Source organism: Eubacterium multiforme (assembly GCF_030813415.1).
Lineage (GTDB): Bacteria > Bacillota > Clostridia > Clostridiales > Clostridiaceae > Clostridium > Clostridium multiforme.
This window is the reverse complement of the sequence record NZ_JAUSUF010000035.1, coordinates 1-1,090: the sequence shown is the minus strand read 5'-3', so window position 1 is coordinate 1,090 and position 1,090 is coordinate 1. Positions and strand designations below refer to the sequence as shown.

General features: G+C 26.8%; 1 protein-coding gene. It reads left to right on the top strand.

What is annotated here, in order from left to right; translation table 11 throughout:
• Nucleotides 1-548: 548 nt before the first annotated feature.
• Nucleotides 549-1,090 (top strand): arginine deiminase family protein (locus tag J2S18_RS16385; RefSeq protein WP_307488436.1); only part of this gene is annotated, 542 nt, incomplete at its 3' end.

The following is a 1,090-nucleotide window of genomic DNA, read 5'->3' as shown; positions in this document are numbered from 1 at the left end:
GTTGGCAAACCGTTTCGATGTGCGAGTAGCACAGCCAGTAACATGCCCTTATAGGGCTAGAGCAAACCACCCGTTTTACGGGTGGTCATGATTTAAAACATAAATTTTAATTTGGCAAATTTCTTTGACTTTTTTATTGAAATTTTTATAGAAAATTAAAAAAATAAAGAAAAAAATTAAAAAATAATAAAAAAACATAACTTATTTAAGAATAAAATTAGAAAAAATAATAAGAAAATAGTAAATAAATACAGAAAGTTTAAAAAATATAAATAATCATATTCGGACTTTATGCAAGTAATATACATTATTTATAAAAAAATTAAAAGTTAAATAAGTAACAAAAGACTATAAGTCTATTATAGTAAGAGTTAGTTCATAAAAAGTAATATAATTTTTTGATGAATAAAGTTAAAAATGTTATGCATACACTGTAATAAATTTCCTTGAAATCGTTTAATATGAAGGATATAATTAAGTTGTAAACAATATTAATTTATTGTATAAAAAAATAAAAATTAGAACAAAAGAGAAAGAGGAGTGATAATATGATGGGAGATAAGGCTTTAAACGTTACCTCAGAAATAGGTAGATTAAAGACAGTATTACTACATAGACCTGGAGAAGAGGTTGAAAATTTAACTCCAGATTTATTAGATAGGTTATTATTTGATGACATTCCATACTTAAAAATTGCAAGGGAAGAGCATGATGCATTTGCTCAAACTTTAAGAGATGCTGGTGTAGAAGTTCTTTATTTAGAAGTTCTTGCAGCAGAAGCAATTGCAACTGATGAGAACGTTAAAAAGCAATTCATAAGTGAATTTATTGATGAAGCTGGTGTAGAAAGTGAATCTTTAAAAGAAGCTTTAACTAAATACTTCTTAAGTTTTGAAAACAAAGCTATGGTTGATAAGATGATGGCTGGTGTTAGAAAAGAAGAACTTAAGGATTATCACAGAGATTCATTATATGATTTAGTAAATAGCACTTACCCATTTGTATGTGATCCAATGCCAAATCTTTATTTTACAAGAGATCCATTTGCAACAATTGGACATGGTATTACTTTAAACCATATGAGAACTGA